This window comes from Streptomyces sp. NPDC033131 (genome assembly GCF_055578365.1).
This window is the reverse complement of sequence record NZ_JBVIPA010000059.1, coordinates 13706-40493: the sequence shown is the minus strand read 5'-3', so window position 1 is coordinate 40493 and position 26788 is coordinate 13706. Positions and strand designations below refer to the sequence as shown.

Below are 26788 nucleotides of genomic sequence, written 5' to 3'. Positions count from 1 at the left end.
GTGGGGGAGGAGCCACGTGGGCGTTTCGGCAACGCGGCGAGGTGCGGTGCCAGGCCGCGCGACCCGGACGGGCATAGTGAAAGGACCCCTAAGCGGCGTCCGGCTGCTGATCCGCCACCGACAGTGCGGCGAGCGCCGCGGACACCGCCGCGGAGGCCCGGAGATCGAGCCGGGCGCTCGTCCCTCGCGCGCGATGGCGCACCTCGTCCGCGGCGAGTGTCAGAAGCTGCGGCAGCAGGTCGGTGCACCGCCGGGCCACCCAGCCGGTGCCGGCGGTGGCCAGCCACCACAGGCTCGCCGACCTGGTGGGCGCCGGGAGCTCGGGCTCGGGCGAAGGGGCGCTCCCCGTCGCGAGGCCGCGTTCCGCCAGCAGCGCGTGGAAGCGCACCGCCAGCTGCCGGTGCCCCCGCTCGCCGGGGTGCAGCCGGTCCGCGCTCCACATCGCGCGGTCCATGAGCCAGGCCCCCTCACAGGCGTGCAGATGCACGGCCCCGTACCGCTCGGACAGCGCGTGCACCACGGCGTTGACCGCCCGCTGCCGCCGGGCCAGCGGACGCGCCAGGGCACCCGGCAGCCCGAGCCTCGCCCCGGGGTCCGGCAGGCAGGCCGTGAGCAGGACCGCTCCCTGCCCGGTGAGGGCCGAGTACACCGTGTCGAGGCGCGCGGCGACGTCCCGGACGTCGAAGGTGCAGCGCAGGGTGTCGTTGACCCCGATGACGACGGACGCGAGGTCCGGCCGCAGCGCCAGCCCGGCGGGCAGCTGCCTCTCCAGCACGTCACGGGTCTGCGCCCCGCTCACCGCGAGGTTGGCGAACTCCACGGACGCAACGCACGCGACGGACGCGACGGCCGCAGCGGCCTCGGCGCAGTCCACGTCCTCCACGTCCTCCACGTCCTCCACGTCCTCCACGCCCTCCACGCCCTCCACGCCCTCCACGCCCTCCGCGGATCCGGAGGACTCCGCGGCGAGCCCGCCCGCGAGCAGCGCGGCCCAGCCACGCCACCCCTCGCCGACGGGATCGCCCACACCTTCGGTCAGGGAGTCGCCGAGGGCGACGAACCGCAGCGGTCTCATGTCACGCCTCCGGGCGCGAAGGGCCGGACGGAGGCCACCGCGTCGTGCGCGTCGAGGAACGCGGCGACCGCCGTGTCCCACCCGAAGCACTCGGCACGCGCGCGTGCGGCCTCCCGCCGCTCCTCCACGGGCCGGTCCAGAAGCATGTCCACCGCGTCCGCGAAGGCGCCCCCGTGGTCGGCCGCGACGGCCCCTGCGGAGCCGATCACCTCCGGCAGTGCGGACGAGGCGCTGGCCACGACGGGCGTGCCGCAGGCCATCGCCTCCAGGGCGGCCAGCCCGAACGTCTCGGCGGGCCCCGGCGCCAGGCACACGTCGGCAGACGCCTGCAGCCCGCCCAGCGACGCGCGGTCGGCGACGTGCCCGAGGAACGTCACCGGCAACGCGCGCTCCCGCGCCCGCTGTTCGAGCCGCGGCCGCAGGGGCCCGTCCCCGGCCACCACCAGCACCGCCCGCCTCCCCCGCCGTACCAGCGCCTCCAGGGCGTCCAGCGCGGTGCCGGGCCGCTTCTCCACGGAGAGCCGGGAGCACATCACCAGCAGCACCTCGTCCACCCGCGCGTGCCGGGCACGCAGCCCGGGGTCGCGCAGCGCGGGGTGCCGCTGCACCAGGTCGACGCCGAGCGGCGCCCGTACGACGTTGCGCGCCCCGATCCGCACGAACTCCCGCTCGGCGAACTCCGTGGTGCACACCACGCGCGCGTACGTGTGTGCCGTACGGACGTTGAGGGCGTCCGCGGCGCGCCGGGCGGCGCCCTCAGGCAGGCCCCAGGTGCGCAGCACGCCGTCGGCGGTCTCGTGGGAGACCATCACGGCCGGGACCCGGGCCCGCCGCGCCCACTTGCCGGTCCACCTGAGCGTCGTACGGTCGGAGACCTCCAGGCGGTCGGGGGCCAGCTCCTCCAGCAGCCGCGCCACGCCCCGCCTGTCGGTGAGGACGCGGTATCCGCCCGTGCCCGGCAGCAGCGGACCGGGCAGGGTGATCACCCTGCCCTGCTCGGTCTCCCGGTCGCTCGCGCGATCACCGGGCACGATCAGCACCGGCTGGTGCCCGGCCGCCTTGAAGCCCTTGCCGAGCTCACTCAGCGCGGTGCGCAGACCTCCCGAGGCCGGTGCGACGAAGTTGGCCAGCCGCACGATCCGCAACGAGCTCATGCCGCCACCACCGTCTTCCGCGCGGCGAGCACGCTCTCGTAGTGCCCGATCAGCTGGTCGCCGACGGCCGCCCAGGTGCGTCCCTCGACCGTCGCGCGCGCGGCGGCGCCGAACGCGGTACGCAGGCCGGGGTCGGCGGCCAGGGACCACACCGCGTCCCGTACGGCGTGCGGGTCGCTCGGCGGGACCAGCAGCCCGGTGCGCCCGTGGGCGACCAGGTCCAGCGGACCGCCGGCCGCGGGCGCGACGACGGGCACACCGCTCGCCATGGCCTCCTGCACGGTCTGGCAGAAGGTCTCGAAGGGGCCGGTGTGGACGAAGACGTCCAAGGAGGCGAAGATCCGGGCGAGTTCGTCGCCGGTGCGGCGGCCCAGGAAGACCGCGCCCGGCAGCGCCTGGTCCAGGCTCGGCCGGCTCGGCCCGTCGCCGACGACCACGACCCGGACGCCGTCCAGGCCGCAGGCGCCGGCCAGCAGCTCGACCTGCTTCTCGGGGGCGAGCCGGCCGACGTAGCCGACGATCAGCTCGCCGTTCGGGGCGAGTTCGCGGCGCAGCGCCTCGTCTCGCAGTCCGGGGCGGAAGCGGGCGGCGTCCACGCCGCGCCGCCACAGCCGCACCCGGGGCACGTCGTGGGTCTCCAGGTCGTGCAGGGCGGCGCTGGAGGGGGCGAGGGTGAGGTCGGCGGCCGAGTGGACGGAGCGGATGCGGCGCCAGGCGGCGGCCTCGCCGGCGCCCAGGTAGGTGCGGGCGTATCCCGCGAGGTCGGTCTGGTAGACGGCGACGGCGGGGATGCCGAGCCGGGCGGCGGCGGCCATGCCGCGGACGCCGAGGACGAAGGGGCCGGCCAGGTGGACGACGTCGGCACGGTGCTCGGCGATCGCCGCGGCCACGCGCCGGCTGGGAAGGGCGACGCGGACCTGGGGGTAGCCCGGGAGCGGGAGGGAGGGGACACGGATGACGGGGCACGGCGCGAGGGCGTCTGGCCCGCTGCCGGCCACGGTGGCCGGCGCGACGACGAGCGGAAGGTGACCGCGGTCTACGAGGTGCCGGGCGGTCTGGAGCGCGCAGTGGGCCACGCCGTTCACATCGGGGGGAAAGGATTCGGTCACGATGACGACACGCATACCGATGTTCTCGCCGGGCTGGACGTGGCCGCGTCAACGTGGATCTTTCCGGACGAGGAACGTCGTGTGAGCGTTGCACCGCACACCCGAGCAGGTCGGACCGCGTCCATGCCCGCCTGACCCGCGGGTCACCGACCGTTCACATGGCGGGCGCGTCCGGTCCGATCCGGCTGCGTACCGCCGTCTGGACCTCGGCCTCCTCGGCCGGATCGGCGGCGAGCCTGCGCAGTCGTTCCACGACCCGGGCGTCACCGGTCTCGGCATGCCGGGCGGCGATCTCACGGGTGGTCTCCTCGCAGTCCCACAGGCACTCGACGGCGAAGCCGGTGGCGAAGGAGGGGTCGGTGGCGGCGAGGGCGCGAGCGGCCCGGCCGCGCAGATGGGACGAGGCGGTCTCGCGGTAGACGTGCCGGAGCACGGGGGCCGCGCAGGCGATGCCGAGGCGCCCGGTACCGTCGACGAGGGTCCACAGGGTCGGCGCGTCGGGGCCTTCGCCCCGTACCGCCTCCCTGAGGGCCGCGAGGACGAGTTCGCTGTCCTGGGCTCCGCCCCGGCAGGCGAGCATCCGGGCGGCTGCGGCACCGAGGGGGTCGGGCCGGCGGGCCCAGCCGCGGGCCCGGTCCACCGCGGCGATACTGCGCATGCGTTCGAAGGCGTCCACGGCGGCTTCCACCACGGCCGCCGGGCCGGTGACCACGGCGACCTCGATCAGGTGGAACGCCTCCGGATCATTGCTGTCGGCGAGATAGCGCAAAGCGGTGCAGCGGGCGCCGTCGGTGCCGTCCTGGGCGGCCCGGAGGATCTCCGGCCGGTCCTCGGGCCCGGCGACGGCCGTGAGGCAGCGGGCGGCGGGGACATGGAGCGCGGCACCGCGCTCGACGCCCTGCTGGGCCCACTCGAAGACCGCCCGCACGCTCCACCCCGGACGGGGCCCGGCTGGTCGCATCTGCCGTTGCCAGCGGTCGAAGGAGCCCGCCTCGTGGGCGGCACGCACACGCGTGGCGATGGATTCGCGCGGATCGTCTGCCCACAGCCGCCAGGGCCGCGGCTCGAAGGCGTCCCGCACCACGGCGGCCAGCTCGGCCTCGCCCTCGGCGTCGGTCGCGAAGCGCGCCAGGACGGGGGCCGCGAGGGCCCGCAGTCCGGCGTCGTCGTCGCGCAGCGCCAGTTCGTCCAGGGCCCAGGCCCAGTTGGCGCCCGAGGCGGCGTACCTGCGCAGCAGTGCGAGCGCGTCCCGCCTGCCGTACGAGGCGAGGTGGCCGAGCACGGCGAGGGTGAGCCCGGTGCGGGACTCCTCGGTGTCGAAGACGTCCTCGACATCGAAGAGGTGCGCCTCGATCTCGTCCAGCTCGCCGTTCAGGTCGAGGTAGAGGCGGGCGTAGTAGAGGGAGCGGTTCTCCACCTGCCAGTCGTGGCGGGGATCACGCAGAACACAGTGGTTCAGCGCCGCGAGCGCTTCGGCGCGCGGTGCGGTGAGCGCGTGCAGTGTGCCGTCGCCGCGGCCCCGCTGGAGCAGGCCGAGCAGCGTGCCGCTGGGCGCTATGACCGGATCGAACATGGGAAACAGCCTCACATCAAGCGTCGACGCAACCGGGGACGTGCATTACCTGGCCGCGTGACAACACGTCGGGGCGCCCGCCGTTTCCTGCTTGCTGTAAGCCATCTTCCTCTGCCTCTCGTCGGTGGCCCATGCGGACCGCATCACGGTCCGCGCGGTGCGGCATCACCTGCCCGGCCATCACGTCCGTGAATCACGACGTCATGATGACCCGGCAGTTCCATCTACCGCGACCGAAATTTCGGCGGCCGGTTACCGCCTCCCCCGTTTTCCGTGTCCGCCCTGGTCAGAGCGGCTGTATCAGTGTGTGCCGAACAGTTCGAGCAGTTGCGTCTTGCCGAACATCCGTGCGGTGTCGACGGCCGACGGCGTACCCGCGGCGGGGTCGGCACCGCCTTCCAGAAGCGCCTTGCTCACTTCCTCCTCGCCCTTGAAGACGGCACCGGCGAGCGGGGTCTGTCCCCGGTCGTTGATCCGGTCGCCCTCGGCGCCGCGGGCGAGCAGGGCACGCACGGTGTCGGCGTGGCCGTGGTAGGCGGCGAGCATCACCAGGGAGTCGCCGCGGTCGTTGGTGAGGCTGACCGGAACGCCCGCGTCGACGTACGCCACGAGCGCCTCGGTCTGCCCCTGCCGGGCCAGATCGAAGATCTTGGTCGCCAGCTCCACGACCTCGGGGCCGGGGGCTTCAGTCATCGGCCGGTCCGCCTCTCAGTGCAACCGTTCAGGTGAATCGCCAGGGTACTGGCTCGCGCCGCACATGACCCGATGTGCCGGAGGTAAAGATCACCGCAGGCCCGGTCGGGCGCAAGAGCCTGCCCAACCGGGCCAAGACGACTCCGCTACCTGGGGGAAATCGTCGGAAATTCACCCTGTTGCACCTTTTATCGTATGGATACATGCTGTGATCCTGGAAGTACTCATGGTGACTGTCCCCACGAACCAGGAGAACGCAAATGATCCTGTCCATCTCAGGTGTGGTCCTGCTCGGAATCATCGTCTTCCTCTTCTTCAAGAAGGACGGACTCAAGGCCTCCCACGCCTTGGTGGCCGCACTCTTCGGCTTCTACCTGGCGAGCACCGCCATCGCCCCGAGCATCAAGGCAGGCGGCGAGAGCCTCGCGAGCCTCCTCGGCGGAATCAAGTTCTGACGCCCGCACGTCCGTACGCACCACCACCCGTACGCACCACCAGGAGACAGCAGTGGCCCGGCGCCCCCTCCCCCGCATCCTGAGCACAGGCAGCGCGCAGATCGCCCGGAGCCGGGAGCTGGCCCGGACGGCGGCCGACAGCGCCACCGACGTCCTCCATCCGCTGATCACGATCACCCGTGGTCTGCGCCGGCTGGCCTCGGCCGGGCGGCGCAAGTGGGCCGACACCCCCAAGGACAAGCGCGGACCGCTGCTTTTCCTGGTGGCGTCGGTGGTCCTGGTCGTGGCGCTCGCGCCGTACGGCCCGCTGCTCGCCGTCATCACCCTGATGGCGGCGGCAGCATGGCAGGGCCGGGACCGCGGGGAGCCGGAGCCCGACGGCCCCGACGAGTCCCAGATCCAGCGCCTCCAGTCGCTGTACGAGGCTCTGGTGCCGTACTTCTCGGCCGCCGAGGACCCGGCCCCGCTGTACTCCCACGGCGGCGAGTGGGAGAAGGCCTTCACCGCGTACGACTTCGACGACAGCGGCCGCATCACGCACCTGCTGATCCACTACCCGGCGTACTTCACGGACGGGGAGGCCGAGTCCCGGGCCCGGATCGAGCATCTGCTGCACGCCAAGTCGGGGCGCGACCGGGAGTACCACTTCGCCTGGGACGAGCAGGACAACCAGCTCACCGTCACGGCCCTCGCCCCCCTGCCCACCGACATCGCCGCCCAGCGTTTCGTCACGTCCCCCGGCGAGACGGTCCTCGGCTTCACCGACCCCACCCAGGTCCGGCGCACACTCCCCCTCACCCACAGTGAGGAACGGCGTGACGTACCGCCGGTCGTCTGGCGCACCGGCATCCGCTCCACCGAGCCGCACCTGCTGGTCATCGGCCAGCCGGGCAGCGGCACCTCCACACTGCTGCGCTCCATCGCCCTGCAGGCCCTCCAGCACGGCGACCTCGTCATCGTCGAGGGCGGCGGCACCGGCGAGTACGCCTGTCTCACCGGCCGGGACGGCGTCCTCGCGGTGGAGTGCGGGCTGGCCGGGGCGCTGGCGAGCCTGGAGTGGGCGGCCGCGGAGACGGAGCGCCGGCTGATCGCGGTCAACAGTGCCCGGCAGGCGGGCGACCCACCGCCGGACGACACCAAACGCCCCCTGTGGATCCTCCTGGACCGGCCGAGCGCCTTCACCCACGTGGCCGCCGCGGACGGCCGCGAGGATCCGCAGGTCCTGCTCCAGCTTCCGCTGCGGCACGGCCGCGCGGCCAACGTGACGGTGGTCGTCGCCGACCAGTTCGACAGCGCGGAGGCCCTGAGCGACGCCGTACGCCAGCACACACGCGCGCGTGTCGTGCTCGGGCCGGCCACGGCCGACCAGCTGGAGGCGGTCCTGGGCGCGCCCCCGCACACGACCCCGGTCACCCACGTCCCGCCCGGCCGCGGCTACGCCCGCCTCGGCGCGGGCCCGGTCCACCGGCTGCAGGTCCCGTCCACCCCGGACCCCTACGACGACGCGACGAGCGAGGCGGACCGCCAGGCGGTCCTCGCCCTGCTCCCCCCACGGACGACACCGGCGGACGGCGAGCATGTGCCGGAGGGGGGAGCGGTGGAGGCGGTGCCCACCGAGGCGGTACCGACGGAGGCCGCACCGACGGAACCGACGGAGGCCGTACCCACGGAGGCCGTACCCACGGAGGCCGTACCCACGGAGGTGACACCGGCAGAGTCCGCACCCACGGAGGCGGTATCGACAGAGGCCGCACCGACGGAGGCCGTGCCCGAGGAGCCGGTGCCGGCAGAGGCCATGGCGGCGAAAGCTCCGTAGCCGGGCGGTCACGCCGCCGCCGGGGCGCCGCGGGTGGGCGCAGTCCCTCCGGCGCCCACCCGACCCCGTTCACGCCACGAACGTACGGGGCGCCTCCCCACCCCCGGATCCCCCGCTCTCCACCAGCCGCGCCGCCGCGGCCAGCCGCGCCGCCGCCTCCTCCGCCACCGCACCGCCCACGGTGAACGGCAGCCGCACATACCCCTCGAACGCCCCGTCCACCCCGAACCGCGGTCCCGACGGCACCCGCACGCCCACCCGTTCACCCGCCTCGGCGAGCCGTGACCCGGACAGCCCGCCCGTCCGCACCCACAGCGTGAGCCCGCCCTTCGGCACCTCGAACTCCCAGTCCGGCAACTCCCGCCGCACGGCGGCCACCAGGGCGTCCCGGTTGTCCCTGGCCTGACGTCGTCGCACGTCCACGGCCTTCGCCCAGCCACCCGTGCTGAACAGCCAGTTCACCGCCAGCTGCTCCAGCACGGGGGTACCCAGATCGGCGTACGCGCGGGCGGCGACCAGGCTGCGGATCACGTCGGGAGCGGCGCGCACCCATCCGATCCGCATCCCCGCCCAGAACGCCTTGCTGGCCGAGCCGACCGTGACGACCGTCGAGCCGGCCGGGTCGAAGGCACACATGGCCCGCGGCATCACGTCCGCGATGTCCTCGTCCAGCCACAGCTCGCTCATCGTCTCGTCGGCGACCAGCACCGTGCCGGCCGAGCGCGCGGACTCCACCAGCTGCCGCCGCTGGTCCTCGTCGGCGAGCGCGCCGGTCGGGTTGTGGAAGTCGGCGACGACGTACGCGATCCGGGGCGCGGCGTCCCGCAGGACCTGCCGCCAGCGGCCCATGTCCCAGCCGGTCAGCCCTTCGGCCATCGCGACGGGCACGAGCCGGGCACCGGCCGCCCGCATCAGCTGGAGGATGTTGGCGTAGGAGGGCGATTCCACGGCGATGCGCTCACCGCGCCCGGCGAACAGATGGCAGATCGCGTCGATCGCGCCCATCGCGCCGGTCGTGACCATGATCTGCTCGGGCATCGTCGGGATCCCGCGTGCCGTGTACCGTTCGGCGATCATCGCGCGCAGCGCGGGAAGCCCGGCCGGATAGTCACCGTGCGTGTGGGCGTACGGCGGCAGCTCCTCCAGGGCCCCCTGCACGGCTCGGGTCAGCCACGGCTCGGGGGCGGGGAGCGCCGCGCAACCGAGGTCGATCATCGAGCCGAGGGCCTCGGGAGGCAGGGGTTCGAGGCCGCGCGCGGGCAGCGGGTTCCCGGCCGGCACCGCCGTCCAGCTGCCGGCGCCGCGCCGGGACTCCAGGAATCCCTCTGCGCGCAGCGCCTCGTAAGCCGCCGCGACCGTCGTACGGCTGACGGACAGGGACAGCGCCAGTTCGCGCTCGGCGGGCAGTCTGGCGGCGACCGGCACCCGGCCCTCCAGCACCAGCAGCCGGATGCCGTCGGCCAGCGCGCGGTAGGCGGGCGGGCGGCGTGTGCCCGGGCCGGCGGGACGGTCCTGCTGGGAGTTGAGCAGCCGGGCGAGCTGTGTGGCACCCATTGCCGAGGTCCACTGCGCCATGGAAATCAGTCCACCTTCCCCGAATTGGCCATGGATGATGTTTCCACCCAAGCCACAGGGTGTCATGCATCAGGCCACTGCCACCACACCCCAGGGGGACCTCTTGTCCACGAAGAGCCCGAGCCGTACCGGGCGACGGTTGATCCAGCTGTACGTCGGTCTCGGGCTCTACGGGGCGAGTTCGACGCTGCTCCTCCGGTCCGGTCTGGGCCTGGAGCCCTGGAACGTGCTGCATCAGGGGCTGGCCGCGCTCACCGGCCTGACGATCGGCATCGTGTCGGTCATCGTGGGCGCGGCGGTGCTGCTCCTGTGGATCCCGCTGCGTCAGCGCCCCGGCCTCGGCACCGTCTCCAACGTCTTCGTGGTCGGCATCGCCCTGGACGGCACGCTCGCCGCCGTCCCCGAGGCGCACACCCTCGCCGTACGCGTTCCGCTGCTGCTGGCAGGGATCCTGCTCAACGGGGTGGCCACCGGCCTGTACATCTCGGCCCGCTTCGGACCTGGCCCGCGGGACGGGCTGATGACCGGCCTGCACCGGCGCACGGGCCGCTCGGTCCGTCTGATGCGGACGGCCGTGGAGGTGGCGGTCGTCGTGACCGGCTTCGCCCTGGGCGGCACCATCGGCATCGGCACTCTGCTGTACGCGGTGTCGATCGGCCCGCTCGCCCAGGTCTTCCTGCGCGTCTTCGCCGTCCGGCCGGCATCCGACGGCAGCGCGGTCGTTGCCACCGGGCAACCCCGGCAGGCGATACTTCGACCGTGACCTCGCGGATACGCCACCCCTACCTCGACCATCCGGGCCCGATCGCCTTCGCCCACCGCGGCGGGGCGGCGGACGGTCTGGAGAACACGGCGCTGCAGTTCCGGCGCGCGGTCGAGGCGGGTTACCGCTATCTGGAGACCGACGTCCACGCCACCGCCGACGGCAGGCTCGTCGCCTTCCACGACGCGACCCTGGACCGGGTGACGGACGGGGCGGGCCTGATCGCGGACCTGCCCTGGAAGGACGTACGGCACGCGCGCGTGGCGGGCGAGGAACCGGTGCCCCTCTTCGAGGAGATTCTGGAGACCTTCCCCGAGGCGCGCTGGAACATCGACGTCAAGGCGGAGTCGGCGCTGCTCCCCCTCCTGGAACTCGTCGAACGCACGAACTCCTGGGACCGGATCTGCCTCGGCTCGTTCGCCGAGGCGCGTGTGGTGCGCGCCCAGCGACTGGCCGGCCCCCGCCTGGCGACGTCGTACGGCACCCGCGGTGTCCTCAACCTGCGGCTGCGCTCCTGGGGGCTGCCTGCGGCCGTGCGTCGCTCCGCGGTCGCCGCGCAGGTGCCGGAGATCCAGTCGGGCATCCAGGTGGTCGACCACCGCTTCCTGCGCACCGCCCACGCGCTCGGGCTGCAGGTGCACGTGTGGACGGTGAACGAGCCGGAACGCATGCACCGGCTCCTGGACCTGGGTGTCGATGGCATCATGACCGATCACATCGACACACTGCGCAGGGTGATGGAGGACCGCGGCGTCTGGGTCTGACACCCCGGAAGCCCTCGGGCCGCCCGTCCGCGCGCGGCACCTTCACGGGGAAGCGAGGGCACGGGTGGGCACCGACACCGTGCGGGCGGGATCGGCGGACGAGGCCGCCGAGCGGCGGCGCGAGCAGCGCGGCTGGTACTTCTACGACTGGGCCTGCTCCGTCTACTCGACGAGCGTGCTCACCGTCTTCCTCGGCCCGTATCTGACCTCGGTCGCCAAGTCGGCGGCGGACGCGGACGGCTTCGTGCATCCGCTCGGGATCCCGGTGCGCGCCGGGTCGTTCTTCGCGTACTCGGTCTCCCTGTCGGTGGTCGTGGCCGTGCTGGTGATGCCCCTGGTGGGCGCCGCCGCCGACCGCACCGGCCGCAAGAAGCCCCTCCTGGCGGCCGCCGCGTACACCGGGGCCGCGGCGACGACGGGCATGTTCTTCCTCGGCGGCGACCGCTATCTCCTCGGCGGCGCCCTCCTGGTCGTCGCGAACGCCGCGCAGTCCGTGGCGATGATGCTCTACAACTCCTACCTGCCGCAGATCGCCCCGCCCGAGGAACGCGACGCCGTCTCCTCCCGGGGCTGGGCCTTCGGATACGCGGCGGGCGCACTGGTCCTGGTCGTGAACCTCGTCCTCTACACCGGCCACGAGTCCTTCGGCCTCTCGGAGAGCGCCGCGGTCCGGATCTGCCTGGCCTCCGCCGGCCTGTGGTGGGGGGCCTTCGCCCTCATTCCGCTACGGCGGCTGCGCGATCGCCGCTCCGACACCAAGGCCGCGCCGGAGGGGACCGCTCCCGGCCTCCGCCAGCTCGCCGCGACCGTCCGCGACATGCGCCGCCATCCGCACACCCTCGCCTTCCTGCTGGCGTACCTCATCTACAACGACGGCATCCAGACCGTGATCTCCCAGGCGTCGGTGTACGGCTCCGAGGAGCTCGGCCTCGGGCAGTCGACGCTCATCGGCGCCGTGCTGCTGGTCCAGGTGCTGGCCGTGGCGGGCGCGCTGACGATGGGGCGACTTGCCCGGACCTACGGCGCGAAGCGCACGATCCTGGGCTCGCTGGTCGCGTGGACGGTGACCCTGGGCGCCGGGTACTTCCTGCCGGCCGGGGCGCCCGGGTGGTTCTTCGTGCTGGCCGCCGGGATCGGCCTCGTCCTCGGCGGCAGCCAGGCGCTGTCCCGGTCGCTGTTCTCCCATCTCGTGCCACCCGGCAAGGAGGCCGAATATTTCTCGGCATACGAGATGAGCGACCGGGGCATGAGCTGGCTGGGCCCGCTGCTGTTCGGGATCACCTACCAGGTGACCGGAAGTTACCGGGACGCGATCATCTCGCTGGTGGCCTTCTTCGTCATCGGGTTCGTGCTGCTGGCACGGGTTCCGGTACGACGGGCGATCGGCGACGCGGGCAATCCGATTCCCGAAAGGATTTAGCGTTCAACACGAAAGCGCTGTAGTGTACGCGTTTGGCCTGCCAGGCGTACCGTTACTGCGCGTCAAAGATGCCGAAACGCTGTGTCACATGTGTTAGCAGATGTGACAAACCGGGCACTGGTGGGTACAACAAGGGCGGCTACGACGGCGACCATTGCCCGGGACGGGACCCGGAACGGGAATCTTTACCGCCGACCGGACGTTGACCGGATGACGACGACAGCGACACCTGTCCTGTGGGCGACAAGCCCGGGAGGCACGATTCATGAGTGAGCGAGCTCTTCGCGGCACGCGCCTCGTGGTGACCAGCTACGAGACGGACCGCGGCATCGACCTGGCCCCGCGCCAGGCCGTGGAGTACGCATGCGAGAAGGGGCACCGGTTTGAGATGCCCTTCTCGGTCGAGGCGGAGATTCCGCCGGAGTGGGAGTGCAAGGTCTGCGGGGCCCAGGCACTCCTCGTAGACGGCGACGGCCCTGAGGAAAAGAAGGCCAAGCCCGCGCGTACACACTGGGACATGCTGATGGAACGGCGCACCCGCGAGGAACTCGAAGAGGTCCTCGAGGAGCGCCTGGCAGTTCTTCGCTCCGGCGCGATGAACATTGCGGTCCATCCGCGAGACAGCCGGAAGTCGGCGTAGTCCCTTCGGGGTCTGGGCGGACGAACAAACGCACCAAGCAACCGCGGGCGCCGTACGTGAGTTCACGTACGGCGCCCGCGGTTTCGCGTTGCGGTGCGGCCGCCGCACAGCCCGGTGCACGGCGGCGCCCGGACCGCTCAGTGGGTCAGCGGCGGACGCGGGCCCTGCGGCGCGTCCCTGGGCTCGTCCCTGATGACCTCGCCCTGGACCACCTTGCCGTCGGGGCGGTGCATGCGGGCCTGCTGGAAGGCACCGCCCAGGGTGCCCTGGGTGGCCTCGCGGAGCTTGCGGTCGACGGTGCGCTCCGCGTAGCGGCCGAGAGCCTGCTGCACCGGCGGGATCAGCAGGAGCAGCCCCAGCGCGTCGGAGATCAGGCCGGGGATCATCAGGAGCAGGCCGCCGAGCATCATGAGGCCATTGCCGCTGCTGTTCGAACCCGACGGGGCTCCGCCTCGCTGCAGCGCCTCGTTCAGGTTCTGGAAGGCGCGCCGGCCCGCCTGCTTGATGACCACCGAGCCGAGCACGAGGCCGGCGAGCAGCAGCAGGAACACCGTGATCCCGCCGGTCGCGCCGGCGACCATGGTCAGCAGCCAGATCTCCAGCACCAGCCAGGCGGCGACGCCCAGCGGCAGGTAGGTGAGCAGCCGGGAGCGCCGGGGCCGGGCGGGGTGCGTGGGAGTCGGAGCGCCAGTCGTCATGCTTCCAGTGTGCCTGGGCCCGGCTCAGCACGGGATAAGGGGACGATCAACCGGGGCTGTGAACTCCGCGACTACGGCTGTGAGGGCTTGCCCCGGCCCGCGATCCTGCCGACCCGCTCCCCCACGCCCCACGTCGTGACCCGCCACAGGGCCTCCACGAGGATGTCGCGGCTCATCTTGGAGTCGCCGTGCTCGCGCTCGACGAAGGTGATGGGCACCTCGACGACGTGGTAGCCGGCCCTGACCGCGCGGCGGGCGAGGTCCACCTGGAAGCAGTAGCCCTGGGAGGCGACCTCTTCGAGGCCGAGGCCTTCGAGGGTTTCGCGGCGGAAGGCGCGGTAGCCGCCCGTGATGTCGCGCAGCGGCAGGTCCAGGGCGACGCGGGAGTAGAGGCTGCCGCCGCGGGAGATGTACTCGCGGGACTTGGGCCAGTTCACGACCCGGCCGCCGGGCACCCAACGGGAGCCGAGGACCAGGTCGGCGCCCTTGAGGGCGGTCAGCAGGCGGGGCAGCTCCTCGGGCTGGTGGGAGCCGTCGGCGTCCATCTCGACCAGGACGCCGTAGCCGTTGTCCATTCCCCAGCGGAAGCCTGCCAGGTAGGCGGCGCCCAGGCCTTCCTTGCCCTTGCGGTGCAGGACCTGCACGTGGTCGTCCCCGATGGCCAGTTCGTCGGCGAGCTTGCCCGTGCCGTCGGGGCTGTTGTCGTCGGCCACGAGAACGTGCACCTCGGGGACCGCCTTGCGCACCCGGCCCACGATGGCCTTGATGTTCTCCGCCTCGTTGTAGGTCGGAATGATCACCAACGCCGTGCCGAGCGGGCCGAACTCCCTCCCCCGGTCCTGTGCCGCGAGAGTCCCGTCGCCGTCGTTCACTGCTGCCCCTTCAAGTCCGTACGCAGAGGTCCACCATAGTGGCCGCCGCCTGCGATGACGTGACAGGACGTAAGTATGGTGGTGTCGTTTCCACAAAAGCGGGGTAAGAGTGCGCCTTTCGGGACTGTGCGTACGGCGTCGACGGCTGTGCGTGCTGCGGATGGGGGCCCGGCGCCCTTCGGGCCGACCTGGGACCCGCTGGCTGCGGATCGACCGAAAGCCGTTGTCTACTGAGCGCCCGGGCCCCACCCGGGTCACACCTCCCCGACCGGCCGGAACGCTCCCTCGTCGTGGCGCGGGCGCTGGGCCTGGCTCCCAGTGGCGGTGCCCCGGTGCGGCACACCGTCCCTGACCCAGCGGCGCGGCGGCGAGTGCGCGGACGTTCCCCGGTCGGGCGTCCGGTGGTGGACTCGGCCGAACCTACCGGCCCGCTGCCGTCGGCTGTCAACAGCCGTTTCACCTGTGCCTCTTCGGTCAAAGCCCTGGTCAGCGCGGAGGATACGCAGGTCGCGAGGAGGGGCGGCGACGACCGATCGGCGGTGCGCCACCCCGGTAGATCACTCGCCCGGCCGTACGAACACGGTCCGTCCGCCCACCACGGTGCGCAGGCACACGGGGAGGTCCAGGCCGGGAGTCAGGTCGGGCAGTCCGGGGGTCCCGGAGCGGGGGTCGGTCGACCAGCGGGCGACCCGGTCGTCCGGGGCCTGGACCACGAGTTCCTCGGTGCGCCAGACGGCGTAGTCCGCGGGTGCGCCCGGCACCAGGACCCCCGCGTCGTCCCGTCCGACCGCCCGCCAGCCGCCGCGGGTGTGCGCGGTGAACGCGGCACGCACGGAGACGCGGTGCTCGGGGGTCCGGTGGAAGGCGGCCGCGCGGACCGTGCCCCAGGGGTCGAGGGGCGTGACCGGGCTGTCGGAGCCGAAGGCGAGCGGGACGCCGGCCCGCAGCAGGGCCGCGAAGGGGTTCAGGGTGCGGGCCCGCTCGGTGCCCAGGCGCTGGGCGTACATGCCCTCCTCGCCGCCCCACAGCGCGTCGAAGGCGGGCTGCACGGACGCGGTGAGGCCGAGCTCCGCGAAGGCGGCGATCGTCTCGGGCGTGAGCATCTCGGCGTGTTCGACGCGGTGTCGGGCGGCCCGGACACGGGCGAGGCCGAGCTTTTCCGCGGCGGCGCGCACGCCCTCCACGACGGCGGTCACGGCGGCGTCGCCGATCGCGTGGAAGCCCGCCTGGAGGCCCGTCTCGGTGCACGCGGTGACGTGCGCGGCGACGGCGGCGGCGTCCAGGTAGGCGGTGCCGGTGTGGCCGGCGTCGGTGTAGGGCTGGTGCAGACAGGCGGTGTGGGAGCCGAGGGCGCCGTCCACGAACAGATCACCGGCCGCCCCGATCGCGCCCAACTCGCGGGCCTTGTCGATGTCCTGGTCGGCCCAGTAGCCGACCACCCGCGGTCCGGTCTCCTCGGCCGCGAGCCGGAGCAGCCCCGTGAAGTCCTCCTCGGAGGAGATCTCCGGCCCCGCGCACTCGTGCACGGTCCCGATGCCGAGCGACGCGGCGTGGGCGAGGGCGGCGCGCTGGGCCTCGGTGCGCTGCTGCGGCCTGACGGCGCCGAGGGCGGCGGCGCGTACGGCGTGGTGGGCGTCGGCGGTCAGCGGGGCGTCCGGGGCGTCGAGGCCGGGGGTCAGGTCCAGCAGGGCCGTCGTGACGACCGCCGAGTGCACGTCGATCCGGCTGAGGTACAGCGGGCGGCCACCGGTGGCCGCGTCGAGTTCGGCGCGGGCCGGAGGGCGGCCGCCGGGCCAGCGGGCGGCGTCCCAGCCGTGGCCGAGCAGGACGCGGTCGTCCGGGCGGGCGGCGGCGAAGTCCCGTACGAGGGCGAGGGCCGCGTCGAGGGACGGTGCGTCGGACAGGTCGAGGCCGGTGAGGGCGAGGCCCGTGGACGTGGTGTGCACGTGCGCGTCGGTGAACGCGGGGGTGACCAGCGCCCCGTCCAGGTCGATCACCGCGTCGACCCCGTCCGCGAAGGCGTCGGCCGCGCCCTCGGAGCCGACCCAGGCGACTTGGCCGCGCTCCACGACCATCGCGGTCGCGAACGGATCGGCGGGGCTGTGCACCTCGCCGCGGCGCAGGAGGACGGTGGTCGGTTCGGCGGTGCGTTCACTCATGAGGGACAGTTTCGCGCCTCGCCCGGGGAGCCCGGGACGCAGGTCCGTCAGATCCGGGGCGGCCGTGCCTCGTACGGCGTGGAGAGCACCACCGTGGTCCGCGTGGACACCCCCGCCAGCGACCTGAGCCGGGCCAGCAGCTCCTCCAGGTCGTGCGGGGTGGAGACCCGCACCTTGAGGATGTAGTTCTCGTCGCCGGCGACGCTGTGGCAGGCCTCGATCTCGGGGACGCCGGCGAGGCGTTCCGCGATGTCGTCGGGGGCGCTGGGGTCGAAAGGCTTCACGGAGATGAAGGCGGTCAGGGACAGGCCGACGGCTTCGGGGTCGACCACCGCGGCGTAGCCGCGGATGACCCCGCGCTGTTCCAGCCGGCGCACCCGCTGGTGCACGGCCGAGGTGGACAGGCCGGTGGCCTTGCCCAGGTCTGTGTAGCTCATCCGCCCGTCCTTGACGAGCAGCTGCACGATTTGCCGGTCGAGCTCCTCCATGGCGCAAGAACCTACAGTGCGCCTGATCTCCTCCGATACCTGAGCGGCGCAGGTCATGCCCGGTTCGTGACGCCGCAGGGGGTGGCCGGTGCGCCATCCGGGGGACAAAGCGGCCGCCTCGGGCACCTGCGGATGGCATGTGACGAAGACCACACGTCCCTGACCGGCTCCGTGATGCTCTCGTGATTACCGCCGAGACGGGACGGGAAGTGCTTGCTGTGGTCGAGGCCGCAGCGCCTTCACGGCCCAGCCCGAGGGGGAGAATTCAATGCAGAGTCTTAAGCGCCCTGGTCGTACCGCACCCAAGCGGCCGCAGCTGGTCGTCGAACCCGAGCCGGAGGGCGTCGAACCCGACGAACTCGACGACGAACTCGACGCCTACGACACCTTTGAGATGTACCGGGTCGTCTGCCCGGACTGCGCGCAGCCCATCGCTCTGCTGGCGGACGAGGAAGTCCTGCCGGAGCACGCGCTGTGCGCCTCGCCGTGGAACCCGTTCGGGCTCACGGTCTGCACCGGCACCGGCCGCAAGGCGTCCGACGCCCGCCCGGCGGACGAGTCGGCCGAGCCCCAGGAGCAGCACACCGCCCTGCTGTTGACGCTCCCTCAGGGACTCGACTGGCGGACGCAGCCCTTCTCGCACGTCGGCGGACCGGGCTCCCGTCCCATCCGGGTGCCCGTCATGCGCCGCCAGGCCGCCTGAGCGGCCTCGATCCCGCCCCGTGACCGAGCCGCGCCACGGCTCGCAGAGCGCCGTGGCGCGGTTCGGTGTGCCTGGACCGGGGGGTGTCGGGGTGCCGTCGAGTCAGGGAGTCGCGCCTCCCCGGACGGTCGCGAACTCACGCCCGAATCCGGGGACCGGTGACCTGTCCGCGGGCCTCCGCGTTGCCCTGGTATGACCCCCACACCCAGCGCGACCGGGCGTCAGCGCCGCATGTTCGTTCCGGCGCCGGTTCCCGCATCCGCAAAATCGGTTCCGCTGGCGCCGCCACAGGTCCAGGACCCGCCCATCTACCGCGATCTGATGCGCGCCTGGGCCGACCGCGGCCGCACCCTGCCGGGGCGCCACGACCCGGAGTGGGCCAGGCTCGCGGCGCCCCAGGTGACGTCGGGCCAGTTCAGCGCGTCTCAGGACCCGCGAGATGACGGGCGATGACCATCCGCTGGATCTGGTTGGTGCCCTCGACGATCTGCAGGACTTTGGCCTCGCGCATGTACCGCTCGGCCGGGAAGTCGGCGGTGTAGCCGTACCCGCCGAGGACCTGGACGGCGTCGATGGCCACCCTCATCGCCGTGTCGGTGCAGTGCAGCTTGGCCATGGCCGCCTGCTTGGCGAACGGCCGGCCCGCGTCCCGCAGTCGCGCCGCCGCCAGGTACAGCGCCCGGCCGGCCTCGATCTGGGTCGCCATGTCGGCGAGCATGAAGCGCAGCCCCTGGAAGTCGGCGATGGGCCTTCCGAACTGGCGCCGTCCGGTCGCGTAGGCCACCGCCTCGTCGAGCGCCGCCTGGGCCAGGCCGATCGCGCAGGCCGCGATGCCGAGCCGCCCGGAGTCGAGCGCGGCCAGGGCGATCGCGAAGCCCTGGCCCTCGTCGCCGAGACGCCGGTCGTCGGGGACGCGGACCCCGTCGAAGTGGACCTGTGCGGTCGGCGAGCCCTTCATGCCCATCTTCTTCTCCGGCGCCGCGGCGCTCAGACCCGCCGCGTCGGCGGGCACCAGGAAGGCCGTGATCCCACGCGGGCCCTCCTCGCCCGTGCGGGCCATGACGGTGTAGAAGTCGGCGATTCCGCCGTGCGTGATCCACGCCTTGGTTCCGCTGATCACCCAGTCCTGGCCGTCGCGCACCGCCTTCGTCCGCAGTGAGGCGGCGTCCGAGCCGGAGGACGGCTCCGAGAGGCAGTACGCGCCCAGCAGACCGCCCCCGAGCATCGCGGGCAGGTGCTCGACCTGCTGTTCCTTGGTGCCGTAGGCGGCGAGCGCGTACGAGGCCAGGGTGTGCACGCTGACGCCGAGGCCGACGGTCAGGCGGGCGGCGGCGAGTTCTTCGAGGACCTGGAGGTAGACCTCGTAGGGCTGGTCGCCGCCGCCGTACTCGGAGTCGTACGGCAGGCCGAGCAGTCCGGACTCGGAGAGCAGGGTGAAGACCTCGCGCGGGAAGCGTCCGGCGTCCTCCTCCTCGGCCGCCCTCGGGGCGATCTCGCGCTGCGCGATGTCGCGGACGAGCGAGATCAGATCCCGGGCCTCGTCCGTGGGCAGTTGCCGGTCCACCGGCTGCGGGGCGCGGTCGGGCATGGCGACGCTCTCCTCCCTGTCGGGAACGGGCGGACAGGCCCGTTGTGGGGACAGCTCCGCCGGGTCTCACTGGTGCCGGCCGATGCTCGCACTCCCGGGTCGCGGAAGCTGCTGACCAGCGGCTGTGCGCTGTGAGTATGCCCGATCGGACGCACCCCGTCACCAGTTAACGACCGCTTACTTCAAGAAATTCCGGCACGTCCGACGTCTGTCGAAAATTGGTACGAACCATTGACCGAATGGTCTAGTCCTCTTACTGTTTCGCTCCAACGCTTCCCCGCGTTCATGCCAATCGGCGTGCGATCCCCTCCCTGTCCCCTGCGAGGAGACACCCGATGCCCACCCCGCTCCACCACCGCGCCCGGTTCCGGGCACTCCTGTCCGCCTCGTGCTGCGCCGCCCTCGGCGCCGCCCTGCTCGCCGGTGCGGGCACCGCCACCGCCGACGAGCCCGCCCCCGCCCAGGCTTCCGAGGCCGGCTCGGCCGGCTCGAAGGTTGTCGGCTACTTCACCGACTGGGGCATCTACGGCCGCCAGTACTTCGTCAAGAACATCGAGACCTCCGGCTCGGCCGACAAGCTCACCCACATCAACTACGCCTTCGGCAACGTCACCGACGGCAAGTGCGCCCTCGGCGACGCCTGGGCGGACACCGACAAGCCGTTCACCGCCGAGGAGTCCGTCGACGGTGTCGCCGACACCGCGGACCAGCCGCTGAGCGGCAACTTCAACCAGCTGCTCAAGCTGAAGAAGCTCCACCCCGACCTCAAGATCATCTGGTCGTTCGGCGGCTGGAGCTGGTCGGGCGGCTTCGGCGAGGCGGCCAAGGACCCGGCGGCCTTCGCCCAGTCCTGCCACGACCTGGTCGAGAACCCGAAGTGGGCGGACGTCTTCGACGGCATCGACATCGACTGGGAGTACCCGAACGCCTGCGGCCTGACCTGCGACACCAGCGGCCGGGACTCTTTCCGGGACGTGATGGCCGCGCTGCGCGCCAAGTTCGGCAAGCGGCAGCTGGTCACCGCGGCGATCACCGCCGACGCCACCCCCGGGGGCAAGATCGACGCGGCGGACTACGCGGGCGCGGCGCGGTACGTCAACTGGTACAACCCCATGACGTACGACTACTTCGGCACCTGGGCCGCCGCCGGCCCGACGGCGCCGCACTCCCCGCTGACGTCCTACCCGGGCATCCCCGAGGAGGGCTACAACACCGCCGCCACCATCGCCAAGCTCAAAAGCCTGGGCATCCCGTCCTCGAAGCTGCTGCTCGGCATCGGCTTCTACGGGCGCGGCTGGACCGGCGTCACGCAGGCGAAGCCGGGCGGCACGGCCACCGGCCCGGCGGCGGGCACGTACGAGGCCGGCTTCGAGGACTACAAGGTGCTGAAGACCTCGTGCCCGCCCACCGGGATCGTCGGCGGCACCGCCTACGCCAAGTGCGGCAGCGACTGGTGGAGTTACGACACCCCGAAGACGATCAAGGGAAAGATGAAGTACAAGGACGCGCAGAGTCTGGGCGGCACGTTCTTCTGGGAGCTGAGCGGGGACACCACAGACGGTGAGCTGATCAGGGCGATCAACTAGCCCGGCACACCGAGGACTTGGGGCGGAGGACCACGAGCCTTCGCCCCAGGTCGTCAGTCGTCGGTTCTCAGCCGTCAGCCGTCGTCGCGGCGGGCGGGCTCCGGGGCCGGATAGGCGGGTTCCATCTCCTCGATGGCCCGCATCGAACCGCCGAGCGTCTTCACCAGCAGTTCGCGCATCGTGTCGCGGGACAGCGTGGGGCGGTCGATCCAGGCGAGGGTGGCGCCCTCGACGCTGCACAGCCAGGCGAGCAGGCCCATGCGCGGCACCGGCGCGATGTCGCCGCGGCCGTACGCCCCCTCGGCGATGGTGGCGACGATCGCCTCGCGCACTCCGTCCCGGATGGCGTGCACCTCGGCGTCGAAGCCGACGCCGCCGCTGACGATGGTGCGGTAGGCGGCCTGATTGCGCTCCGCGTACCGCAGATAGCTGTCGACGGTGCGGTGGACCCGGTCCACCGGCTCCAGTTCGAGGCCGCTCGCCGCGAAGGTGACCAGGTCGGCGACGGAGTCCTGGATGATCGCCAGGTAGTAGCCGCGCTTGGACTGGAAGTAGTAGTAGATCAGCCCCTTGGCGACATGCGCCTGCCGGGCGATGTCGTCCATCGAGAGTGCGTCGTACGACGTGTCGGCGAACAGCTTCCGCCCGATGGCGATGAGTTCGGCACGGCGTGCGACCGAGCGCTCGGTACCGCGCGCTCGGGGACGGGCGGCGTCACGCTGTTGACTGATATTCAATTTGAACCCTGGTCTCAACGGGCGGCGGGACACCCGCAGTATGTCAGGTCGGTATGTGACAGGTCACAGCAGGCCGAGCTGGGTGACGAGCATCGCGATCACCACGACGAGGGTCCAGCCCATGACGTGCTCGACGACCTTCGGGCCGTCGTCGCGGGGACCGCCGGTACGGGCGCGGGCGGCGGTGGCCGAGTGTGCGGTCATGGCTTCTCGCTGAGGTCGGACGTACGGGTGGACTCCCCCCACCGGCCTGTCCACCTTGCCACCGGAAGCGGCTTTCGGGGCCGAGAGCTTGGTCACACGCGAACGGCCCCCGCCGTGGCTCCGGGGGCCGTCCGTGCACCGGGTTCAGCGCACGCCCACCGCCGCGAGCGCCTTGCGCTGGCGCGCGGTCGGCGACGCCGGGAAGTACAGGTAGCAGACGCCTCCGGTACCGGAGACGACCTTGCCACTGGCGTTGTACCGCTTGGTACGGAGCCAGATGTTCTCCCACTCCCGCCGCTTGTACACGCGCCGTACGGCCTCGTTGGTCGGCGAGGCCGGGTCGTTGGCGATCACGTCGCCGGCCGCCGTGAAGCCGATGACCGTCATCAGATGGCCGGAGGTGCCGTAACCCGCCCCCGTCAGCTCCTCCTTGAGGAAGGACTGGGACGTTATGGCCGGGATGCCGGCCGCGATCAGCGTCTCCAGGTCGGTGAGGGAGCCGAGCCGGGTGACCACACCCTGGAGGCCCTTGAAGGTGGCGGCGTAAGCGGCGTTGAACGGCCAGTTGCCGCAGCCCGCGTACTGGTAGTCGTACGTGAAGCGGGCCGCGTGGCACACCTGCGGGTCGGCGTACTCCGGCTCGACCCAGGCCAGCTGCCCGGAGGAGAGCCGGCCGCCCCAGTACTCGATGATCATCTGCGAGGAGGTGGGGCTGCACCAGGCCTCGCCGCCGTTGTCGTACTCGGGGTACTGGCCGACGTGGATCTCCTGCGAGTAGCGCGGCACGCTCAGTTCCTGCGCGAGGCCGGGGACGGAGGCCGCGACGGTGAAACGGTCGGGGACGTCGGAGCCCATCGCGCCAAGCCGCCAGACCGTGGGCGTGACCTCCGCGCCGGGCTTGCGGTGGAGGGTGAGCCGCAGACGGTACGAGACCAGGCGCAGGCCCGTGGCCGGGTCGTCGATCGCGAAGGTGTCCGTCCAGATGCTGCTCTTGTCGTCGCTCTGGTCGTCGACCGAGCTGCGCCTGATGTCCTGGTCGCCGGACGCCCAGCGGCCCATCACGTACCAGGGGGTGTCCGTACCGTCGGAGTACGTGCCCTTCAGCTCGACCTGGATCCAGGTTCCGCCCGGGGTGCGTGCGTTCCAGGAGGCGATCACCTCGGTGGAGGGCACGGCGAGACCGTGGACGGGAGACGTCCAGGTGGCGTACTCCCAGGCGGCCGTCCTGCCGGTGTGCGGGTCGGTGTAGTCGACGGTGCCCACGGGGCTGCCGATCACGAGCCCCGGGCGGGTGCCCGCGACGGCCCGGGTGCCCCTGGCGGCGCCGCCGCGCCAGTCGGTGTACGAGGTCCAGAAACGGTTGTCGACCGGGCGGGCCCGGACGGCTGTGTCGGTCACGGCACTGCTCACGGTGTCGGCGGACGCCGGGCCCGCGCTGCCGGCCACGGCGGCGGCGACCGCGGCGGCCAGGACGGTTCTGCGGGACGGCTGTTCGGCTCTGCTCATGGGCGGAATGACCCCCAAGGTGTTCGAGTCGGGGCAGGTCCAATGCACGGTTGTGCGCCAACTATGGAGCAGCCCGCATGCTCCTGCCAGCACTTCGGGCCATGCCACGCCCGGCAATATTGGTCTCCTCCACTGGCATGACCTGGCCGATTTAGACTGCACGGAGAAAAGCCGCCCCTACGCCCCTGCTCCCCGCCCTCCGCTCCCTGCTCCCTTGAGGAACGGCCATCCGCGACCTCGCCTCCCGGCTCCGCCGACTGCCCCCGTCCTGCGGGCCGGTCCGCCTGATCGGCGTCGACGGGCACGCCGGCTCCGGCAAGTCCACGTTCGCCGGCCGGTTGGCCCGGGAGCTGGGCGACGCGCCGGTGCTGCGCCTCGACGACATCGCCAGCCACGAGGAACTGTTCGGCTGGACCGGGCGGCTGCTGTCCCAGGTGATCGAACCGCTCGGCCGCGGCGAGCGCGCCCGGTACACGCCCTACGACTGGCACACCCGCCGCTTCGGACCACCGCGCGCCCTGCCGCCGGCTCCGGTGATCCTGGTCGAGGGCGTCGGTGCGGGCCGCCGGGCACTGCGTCCGCACCTGGCCCACCTGCTGTGGATGGAGGTGCCGCGCGAGGAGGCGTGGGCGCGCGGGCGGTCGCGGGACGGGGAGGAACAGCGGGAGTTCTGGGCCGGGTGGGTCAGGGCGGAACAACGGCACTTCGCCGACGACCCCTCGCGGCCCTTCGCCGACCTTCTGGTACGGCAGTGCCAGGAGGGATATGAGGTGGTTCAGGGGCCTGCCGGGACGGTTGGCTCGGACCAGGATGTCACGTACGGTGACGGGCCGTCGGCAGTGTGCTGAACTTGTGAAGGGCCTTGCTGGAGAAGTTCCCGGAGTGCTTCAACTCGGCTTGACCGAGGGGCCGTACAGGTCTTACGTTCTGAATGTGCGGCCATTCGAAGCCGCCCGCAGACGCGAAGCCCCCGGTTGTTCCCCCGTGATCGGGGGCTTCGTTCTGCCCTCTCTCTCCCCAATTCGGACGCCCCGAGGCACGATTTACTCACGCTCGGTGACCATGCGTGAGTCCGCCCCTCCGCTCCCACCTCGCCAAACGGCCTGTGCGGCACCCTACGGCGGGCGACACCACCGCAGGTACGATGCCCTCGGTGCGACCTGGACGGCTGCTCTGCGCACCGTTGCAACTCCGGTCCGCGGCAGAGCGGTTGGACCAAGCGGTCGACGGGCACCGGCCCGTCGGCCAACCAAACGGGGGCACGGTTTGTGGGGGACGTGATGGACTTCGGCACGCAGGGCCCCGAGGCCCCGGCCGACCTCGCCTGGCTGCGAGGGGTGGACGCCTACACGATGGGCGCCTACCCGCAGGCGGAGGAGGAGTTCCGCACCGCGGTGCGGATCGATCCCGGGATGGCCGACGGCTGGCTCGGGCTGCACGCACTGCGCGTGGACACGACGACCGCGCTGCTGAGGATGTTCCGGCACCGGGACCGCTTCGGCGAACAGCGCGCCCGGCACCGGCGCACCCTCAACTCCTGGTACTGGCTGGGCTGGTGGGTGCAGCCCGTGCTGGAAAGCCCGCGCGACCTGCTCCTCGCCCACGCCTCGCACTGGCTGGACGGCCGGCACGTCCCGGAGCTGGACCGGGCCCTCGCGGGCCTGCCGCCGGTCGACGCCGACCACCAGGTCCGCTTCCTGCACGCCTGCCGCGCCTATCTCGTCAAGGACTGGGAACAGCTCGTCCGGCACACCGACCCGCTGGTCGACGACCCCATGCTGGGCATCGAGGCGGGACTGTTCGGCGGTATGGCCCGGGTCCGCCTCGAGATGTACGGGCAGGCCGAACCGCTGTTGTCGGCGGCCCTGATGCGCTGTCGCAGCGAGCAGCCCCAGCGCAAGGAACTGCGCTACTGGCTGGCACGCGCCCACGAGGGCACCGGCCGCAGCGCGGCAGCCCTGCCCCTGTACCGCGCCGTGCACCGCGTCGACCCGGCCTTCATGGACACCTCGGCCCGGCTCGCCGCGATCTCCGAGGGCGACGGGTACGACGAGGCCACCGACCTTGCCGCGATCACGCTCACCGGGGCCGGGCAGGACATGGACGGCCCCGACGGGTTCGACCCGCTCTTCGGCACCGAAGGGCGCGACCTCAGGCTCACGGAGCCCGACCTGCCGCCCGCCGGTCCGCTGCCGTCGGCCACCGACCCGACGGTGCGCGAGAAGGGCGCAGTGTCACCGTTGCTCCCCGCCGGACCCACCGATCCCGCGTTACTCGAGGACGCGCTCGCCGAGCTGGAGCGCATGGTGGGCCTGGAACCGGTGAAACGCCAGGTCAAGGCACTGTCCGCACAGTTGAACATGGCTCGGCTGCGCACCGGGCAGGGCCTGCCGGTCCAGCCGCCCAAGCGGCACTTCGTCTTCTCGGGTCCCTCCGGCACCGGCAAGACCACGGTGGCCCGTATCCTCGGCCGCGTCTTCTACGCGCTCGGGCTCCTCGGCGGCGACCATCTCGTGGAGGCTCAGCGGGCCGACCTGGTCGGTGAGTACCTCGGCCAGACCGCCGTGAAGGCCAACGAGCTGATCGACTCCGCGCTCGGCGGCGTCCTCTTCGTCGACGAGGCCTATTCGCTGTCCAACTCCGGATACGGCAAGGGGGACGCGTACGGCGACGAGGCGCTCCAGGTGCTGCTGAAGCGCGCCGAGGACAACCGCGACCACCTCGTGGTGATCCTGGCCGGCTACCCCGAGGGCATGGACCGCCTGCTGGCCGCCAATCCCGGACTGTCGTCCCGCTTCACGACCCGCGTCGATTTCCCGTCCTACCGTCCGCTCGAACTCACCTCCATCGGCGAGGTGTTGGCCACGGAGAACGGTGACGCGTGGGACGAGGAGGCACTGGACGAGCTGCGGTCCATCGCCGGGCACGTGGTCGATCAGGGGTGGATCGACGAACTGGGGAACGGGCGGTTCCTGCGGACGCTGTACGAGAAGAGCTGCGCGTACCGGGATCTTCGGCTGTCGACGTATCCCGGGATGCTGACGCGGGACGACCTCGCGACGCTGCGGCTGCCGGATCTGATGCAGGCGTACGGCGAGGTGCTGTCGGGGCGGGGGCCGCAGGATCCGTCGCCGATGTGACGGACCGGGTGGGTGCCCGGTGCCGGCGCGGGCGGGGTGGGTCGCACGGCCCCGCACTGACGGCATGCCG

25 protein-coding genes are annotated in these 26788 nt (G+C 72.2%); 11 read left to right on the top strand and 14 right to left on the bottom strand.

Annotated elements, in window-relative coordinates:
* Positions 1-88 precede the first annotated feature (88 nt).
* From ACZ5XS_RS41430 to ACZ5XS_RS41410, 5 genes are all read right to left on the bottom strand, one after another.
* Positions 89-1075 (bottom strand): SGNH/GDSL hydrolase family protein, encoded by a 987-nt coding sequence (locus ACZ5XS_RS41430; RefSeq protein WP_468660422.1) that lies wholly within the window; start codon positions 1073-1075, stop codon positions 89-91.
* Positions 1072-2229, bottom strand: coding sequence for a glycosyltransferase (locus ACZ5XS_RS41425; RefSeq protein WP_468660420.1), 1158 nt, complete (start codon positions 2227-2229; stop codon positions 1072-1074). The genes ACZ5XS_RS41430 and ACZ5XS_RS41425 overlap by 4 nt, the downstream gene beginning before the upstream one ends.
* Positions 2226-3353 (bottom strand): glycosyltransferase family 4 protein, encoded by a 1128-nt coding sequence (locus tag ACZ5XS_RS41420; protein ID WP_468660418.1) that lies wholly within the window; start codon positions 3351-3353, stop codon positions 2226-2228. The genes ACZ5XS_RS41425 and ACZ5XS_RS41420 overlap by 4 nt, the downstream gene beginning before the upstream one ends.
* Positions 3354-3492: 139 nt before the next feature.
* Positions 3493-4911, bottom strand: coding sequence for a HEAT repeat domain-containing protein (locus ACZ5XS_RS41415; protein WP_468660416.1), 1419 nt, complete (start codon positions 4909-4911; stop codon positions 3493-3495).
* A gap of 300 nt (positions 4912-5211) precedes the next feature.
* Positions 5212-5604, bottom strand: a complete 393-nt coding sequence (locus ACZ5XS_RS41410) for an ankyrin repeat domain-containing protein (protein WP_468660414.1) — start codon at positions 5602-5604, stop codon at positions 5212-5214.
* Positions 5605-5864: 260 nt separating this feature from the next.
* Here ACZ5XS_RS41410 and ACZ5XS_RS41405 point away from each other — a divergent pair, with 260 nt between their 5' ends.
* Both ACZ5XS_RS41405 and ACZ5XS_RS41400 read left to right on the top strand, forming a co-directional pair.
* Entirely contained in the window at positions 5865-6059 is a 195-nt protein-coding gene (locus ACZ5XS_RS41405; protein WP_015661880.1) for a hypothetical protein, read from the top strand.
* Between the two features lie 52 nt (positions 6060-6111).
* On the top strand, positions 6112-7875 hold the full coding sequence (locus ACZ5XS_RS41400; protein WP_468660412.1) for an ATP-binding cassette domain-containing protein: 1764 nt from the start codon (positions 6112-6114) through the stop codon (positions 7873-7875).
* Positions 7876-7944: 69 nt separating this feature from the next.
* Here ACZ5XS_RS41400 and ACZ5XS_RS41395 read toward each other — a convergent pair whose 3' ends face one another.
* Entirely contained in the window at positions 7945-9450 is a 1506-nt protein-coding gene (locus tag ACZ5XS_RS41395; protein WP_468660410.1) for an SCO1417 family PLP biosynthesis transcription factor, read from the bottom strand.
* A 64-nt stretch (positions 9451-9514) separates the two neighbouring features.
* Here ACZ5XS_RS41395 and yczE point away from each other — a divergent pair, with 64 nt between their 5' ends.
* The 4 genes from yczE (at position 9515) to ACZ5XS_RS41375 (ending at position 13037) form a co-directional block, all read left to right on the top strand.
* Complete coding sequence (yczE, locus tag ACZ5XS_RS41390; RefSeq protein WP_468660409.1) at positions 9515-10213, top strand: membrane protein YczE; 699 nt, start codon at positions 9515-9517, stop codon at positions 10211-10213.
* Positions 10210-10977, top strand: a complete 768-nt coding sequence (locus tag ACZ5XS_RS41385; RefSeq protein ID WP_468660407.1) for a glycerophosphodiester phosphodiesterase — start codon at positions 10210-10212, stop codon at positions 10975-10977. The genes yczE and ACZ5XS_RS41385 overlap by 4 nt, the downstream gene beginning before the upstream one ends.
* 64 nt (positions 10978-11041) lie before the next feature.
* Positions 11042-12397 (top strand): MFS transporter, encoded by a 1356-nt coding sequence (locus ACZ5XS_RS41380; protein WP_468660406.1) that lies wholly within the window; start codon positions 11042-11044, stop codon positions 12395-12397.
* A 265-nt stretch (positions 12398-12662) separates the two neighbouring features.
* A complete protein-coding gene (locus ACZ5XS_RS41375; protein ID WP_003977404.1) occupies positions 12663-13037 on the top strand; it encodes an RNA polymerase-binding protein RbpA in 375 nt (124 codons plus the stop codon).
* A gap of 137 nt (positions 13038-13174) precedes the next feature.
* On the opposite strand, the gene fxsA is transcribed toward ACZ5XS_RS41375, so the two are convergent.
* From fxsA to ACZ5XS_RS41355, 4 genes are all read right to left on the bottom strand, one after another.
* A complete protein-coding gene (gene fxsA, locus ACZ5XS_RS41370) occupies positions 13175-13735 on the bottom strand; it encodes an FxsA family membrane protein (protein WP_468660405.1) in 561 nt (186 codons plus the stop codon).
* 71 nt (positions 13736-13806) lie between these two features.
* Positions 13807-14607 carry a polyprenol monophosphomannose synthase gene (locus ACZ5XS_RS41365; RefSeq protein ID WP_468660404.1) on the bottom strand — a complete coding sequence of 267 codons (801 nt, stop codon included), beginning with the start codon at positions 14605-14607 and terminating at the stop codon, positions 13807-13809.
* 557 nt (positions 14608-15164) lie between these two features.
* Positions 15165-16766, bottom strand: a complete 1602-nt coding sequence (locus ACZ5XS_RS41360; protein ID WP_468660402.1) for an amidohydrolase — start codon at positions 16764-16766, stop codon at positions 15165-15167.
* Positions 16767-16813: 47 nt separating this feature from the next.
* The gene (locus ACZ5XS_RS41355; protein ID WP_468660400.1) at positions 16814-17254 is read right to left on the bottom strand and encodes an Lrp/AsnC family transcriptional regulator; all 441 of its coding nucleotides are present in this window, start codon (positions 17252-17254) and stop codon (positions 16814-16816) included.
* A 268-nt stretch (positions 17255-17522) separates the two neighbouring features.
* On the opposite strand from ACZ5XS_RS41355, the gene ACZ5XS_RS41350 reads away from it, so the two are divergent.
* A complete protein-coding gene (locus ACZ5XS_RS41350; RefSeq protein ID WP_468660398.1) occupies positions 17523-17957 on the top strand; it encodes a hypothetical protein in 435 nt (144 codons plus the stop codon).
* 192 nt (positions 17958-18149) lie between these two features.
* Positions 18150-18410 (top strand): hypothetical protein, encoded by a 261-nt coding sequence (locus ACZ5XS_RS41345; protein WP_468660396.1) that lies wholly within the window; start codon positions 18150-18152, stop codon positions 18408-18410.
* Here the strand turns inward: ACZ5XS_RS41345 and ACZ5XS_RS41340 are convergent.
* Positions 18373-19545: an acyl-CoA dehydrogenase family protein gene (locus ACZ5XS_RS41340; protein WP_468660394.1), complete on the bottom strand. Its 1173-nt coding sequence runs from the start codon at positions 19543-19545 to the stop codon at positions 18373-18375. The genes ACZ5XS_RS41345 and ACZ5XS_RS41340 overlap by 38 nt on opposite strands.
* A 335-nt stretch (positions 19546-19880) precedes the next feature.
* Here ACZ5XS_RS41340 and ACZ5XS_RS41335 point away from each other — a divergent pair, with 335 nt between their 5' ends.
* On the top strand, positions 19881-21131 hold the full coding sequence (locus tag ACZ5XS_RS41335) for a glycoside hydrolase family 18 protein (protein WP_468660392.1): 1251 nt from the start codon (positions 19881-19883) through the stop codon (positions 21129-21131).
* Between the two features lie 74 nt (positions 21132-21205).
* On the opposite strand, the gene ACZ5XS_RS41330 is transcribed toward ACZ5XS_RS41335, so the two are convergent.
* From ACZ5XS_RS41330 to ACZ5XS_RS41320, 3 genes are all read right to left on the bottom strand, one after another.
* On the bottom strand, positions 21206-21868 hold the full coding sequence (locus tag ACZ5XS_RS41330; RefSeq protein WP_468660390.1) for a TetR/AcrR family transcriptional regulator: 663 nt from the start codon (positions 21866-21868) through the stop codon (positions 21206-21208).
* A gap of 63 nt (positions 21869-21931) precedes the next feature.
* Entirely contained in the window at positions 21932-22072 is a 141-nt protein-coding gene (locus ACZ5XS_RS41325) for an SCO1431 family membrane protein (RefSeq protein WP_217239566.1), read from the bottom strand.
* Positions 22073-22216: 144 nt separating this feature from the next.
* On the bottom strand, positions 22217-23578 hold the full coding sequence (locus tag ACZ5XS_RS41320) for a peptidase C39 family protein (RefSeq protein ID WP_468660388.1): 1362 nt from the start codon (positions 23576-23578) through the stop codon (positions 22217-22219).
* A 227-nt stretch (positions 23579-23805) separates the two neighbouring features.
* On the opposite strand from ACZ5XS_RS41320, the gene ACZ5XS_RS41315 reads away from it, so the two are divergent.
* Both ACZ5XS_RS41315 and ACZ5XS_RS41310 read left to right on the top strand, forming a co-directional pair.
* Entirely contained in the window at positions 23806-24426 is a 621-nt protein-coding gene (locus ACZ5XS_RS41315; protein WP_468660426.1) for a uridine kinase family protein, read from the top strand.
* 432 nt (positions 24427-24858) lie between these two features.
* Positions 24859-26718 carry an AAA family ATPase gene (locus ACZ5XS_RS41310; RefSeq protein WP_468660386.1) on the top strand — a complete coding sequence of 620 codons (1860 nt, stop codon included), beginning with the start codon at positions 24859-24861 and terminating at the stop codon, positions 26716-26718.
* Positions 26719-26788 lie beyond the last annotated feature (70 nt).

Coding starts and splice junctions, on each gene's coding strand:
- ACZ5XS_RS41395 (WP_468660410.1), bottom strand. CDS start 9,450: ATGGCGCAGTGGACCTCGGCAATGGGTGCCACACAGCTCGCCCGGCTG.
- ACZ5XS_RS41410 (WP_468660414.1), bottom strand. CDS start 5,604: ATGACTGAAGCCCCCGGCCCCGAGGTCGTGGAGCTGGCGACCAAGATC.
- ACZ5XS_RS41360 (WP_468660402.1), bottom strand. CDS start 16,766: ATGAGTGAACGCACCGCCGAACCGACCACCGTCCTCCTGCGCCGCGGC.
- ACZ5XS_RS41430 (WP_468660422.1), bottom strand. CDS start 1,075: ATGAGACCGCTGCGGTTCGTCGCCCTCGGCGACTCCCTGACCGAAGGT.
- ACZ5XS_RS41340 (WP_468660394.1), bottom strand. CDS start 19,545: ATGCCCGACCGCGCCCCGCAGCCGGTGGACCGGCAACTGCCCACGGAC.
- ACZ5XS_RS41405 (WP_015661880.1), top strand. CDS start 5,865: ATGATCCTGTCCATCTCAGGTGTGGTCCTGCTCGGAATCATCGTCTTC.
- yczE (WP_468660409.1), top strand. CDS start 9,515: ATGCATCAGGCCACTGCCACCACACCCCAGGGGGACCTCTTGTCCACG.
- ACZ5XS_RS41345 (WP_468660396.1), top strand. CDS start 18,150: ATGACCCCCACACCCAGCGCGACCGGGCGTCAGCGCCGCATGTTCGTT.
- ACZ5XS_RS41335 (WP_468660392.1), top strand. CDS start 19,881: ATGCCCACCCCGCTCCACCACCGCGCCCGGTTCCGGGCACTCCTGTCC.
- ACZ5XS_RS41310 (WP_468660386.1), top strand. CDS start 24,859: ATGGACTTCGGCACGCAGGGCCCCGAGGCCCCGGCCGACCTCGCCTGG.
- ACZ5XS_RS41355 (WP_468660400.1), bottom strand. CDS start 17,254: ATGGAGGAGCTCGACCGGCAAATCGTGCAGCTGCTCGTCAAGGACGGG.
- ACZ5XS_RS41320 (WP_468660388.1), bottom strand. CDS start 23,578: ATGAGCAGAGCCGAACAGCCGTCCCGCAGAACCGTCCTGGCCGCCGCG.
- ACZ5XS_RS41375 (WP_003977404.1), top strand. CDS start 12,663: ATGAGTGAGCGAGCTCTTCGCGGCACGCGCCTCGTGGTGACCAGCTAC.
- ACZ5XS_RS41420 (WP_468660418.1), bottom strand. CDS start 3,353: ATGCGTGTCGTCATCGTGACCGAATCCTTTCCCCCCGATGTGAACGGC.
- fxsA (WP_468660405.1), bottom strand. CDS start 13,735: ATGACGACTGGCGCTCCGACTCCCACGCACCCCGCCCGGCCCCGGCGC.
- ACZ5XS_RS41425 (WP_468660420.1), bottom strand. CDS start 2,229: ATGAGCTCGTTGCGGATCGTGCGGCTGGCCAACTTCGTCGCACCGGCC.
- ACZ5XS_RS41415 (WP_468660416.1), bottom strand. CDS start 4,911: ATGTTCGATCCGGTCATAGCGCCCAGCGGCACGCTGCTCGGCCTGCTC.
- ACZ5XS_RS41350 (WP_468660398.1), top strand. CDS start 17,523: ATGCAGAGTCTTAAGCGCCCTGGTCGTACCGCACCCAAGCGGCCGCAG.
- ACZ5XS_RS41325 (WP_217239566.1), bottom strand. CDS start 22,072: ATGACCGCACACTCGGCCACCGCCGCCCGCGCCCGTACCGGCGGTCCC.